Source organism: Geminicoccus flavidas (assembly GCF_009806515.1).
GTDB lineage: Bacteria > Pseudomonadota > Alphaproteobacteria > Geminicoccales > Geminicoccaceae > Geminicoccus > Geminicoccus flavidus.
In genome coordinates this window covers 1-1,653 of the sequence record NZ_WUJP01000682.1, presented here as the reverse complement: position 1 = coordinate 1,653, position 1,653 = coordinate 1, and the positions used below count along the sequence as shown (strand labels likewise).

1 protein-coding gene and 1 pseudogene are annotated in these 1,653 nt (G+C 67.9%); both read right to left on the bottom strand.

The features are described 5' to 3' along the window. Positions 1-389, bottom strand: a pseudogene (locus EQG76_RS19350) (hypothetical protein); the annotation flags it as partial. A 355-nt stretch (positions 390-744) separates the two neighbouring features. Next, on the bottom strand, positions 745-1,653 hold a 909-nt coding region (locus tag EQG76_RS19345; protein WP_159715992.1), incomplete at its 5' end, for a calcium-binding protein.

The window sequence follows — 1,653 nt, the reverse complement described above, 5'->3', positions numbered from 1 at the left end:
CCGCTCCGGCTGTCGCCGCCGTGCCGGCCGCCATGGTCGTCGCCGGTGCCGCCATGGGAGCTGTGGCGGCCGTGGTCATGGCCGGGTCCGTCATCGGTGCCTCGCCCACGCCGGCTGTTACCGGGGCCGTCATCGGTGCCCCGTCCGCGCCGCGTATCACCCGGGGAGTCATCGGTGCCACGACCCTGGCGCACATCCCCCGGAGAGTCGTCGGTGCCCCGTCCGCGCCGGTCGTCGCCCTGCGGATCGTCGGCCCCGCGCCGGCCGTCATCCAGTTGCGCCTGCTGCCTCGGCAACAGGCCCTCGCCGCCGCTGGTGGCGGCGAGGGCGGTGCCGACGAACAGGGTGATGATGGCGGTCGAGCACAAGATCGCCTGCAAGGTCTTCATCGAAATCTCCTGCCGGCATCAGCCTGGGACGCCGACAACGATCATGGTGACCTCTGAATGAAGGAATGGTTTCGCTACCGCTTTTTATTCTCGAAGATCGCCGCAGATGTTCTTGCAGCGCAACGGGTCGCCCGGCTGACCTTCGCCGCCTGGCCCTGGTATATCCTCCGGAACAGGGACCCAAGCGTCGTGAAGTTCAAAACACCGCGGACCGGGCATCGGCGCTGCCGCTGCCCGGTCCGATGGAGATGATTACAGAACATACATAATCGCGCAACATTTTCGCGCGGGCCGCGTCATAGCGGGATAGGCCCCATGCCCCGTTGCCGCCGGCTGCCGGCCCGCGTCGCCAGCGTCAGGCGACCAGGAAGTCGCGCGCGCTGAGCTCGAGCGGGGTCTGCGCCAGGTTCTGCACCAGGATCTGGTTGCGCCCGTCGGGGTCGAGCAGCACCGCCACCGCGCTGGAGCCGTTGTCGACCAGGGTGAGGTCGGCGAACCGGGCAAAGCCGTAGTCACGGATGTCGATCAGGTCCTTGCCGGTCTCGAAGTCGAGGATCAGGTCCTGGCCGCTGCCCTGGTGGAACATGAAGATGTCGCGGCCGGTAGTGACGTTGCCGTCAATGTTGGCGAAGTCGCCCCAGAGCGCGTCGTTGCCGCTGCCGCCAATCAGCACGTCGTCGCCGCCGCGCACATCCACGGCCTTGGCGCCGATGCCGGCCTCGAACGCATCGCCGAACAGGTTGTCGTGGCCAGCCCCGCCTTCCAGCTTGTCGTTCTGGCCCCAGGCCCGCCCGGACATCTCGTAGGCGTCGCCGAACAAGTTGTCCCAGCCGTCCCCGCCATTCAGCTTGTCGCGGCCGCCCCGCGACTCGCCGGCCATCGAGTAGCTGTCGCCGAACAGCCGGTCGTCGCCCTGGCCGCCGAACAGCTGATCGGCGGAGCCCCAGACCCGGTCCCACATTTCGTAGGCATCGCCGAACAGATTGTCCCGGCCGAGGTCGCCGAACAGGTTGTCGTTGGCGCCCTGAGCCTGGTGGCACATCTCGAAGGCATCGCCGAACAGGTTGTCGTGGCCCCAGCCGCCGAACAACTGGTCGCCGCCGCCTTTCGACTTGCCGATCATGCTGAAGGAGTCGCCGAACAGATTGTCGTCGCCGCGGAACCCGTGCAGGCGGTCCGCGCCGCCGACGCCGTTGCTGGTGATCACCCAGGCGTCGCCCAGCACGTTGTCCTGCGCCGAGCCGCCGATGATCACGTCATGGCC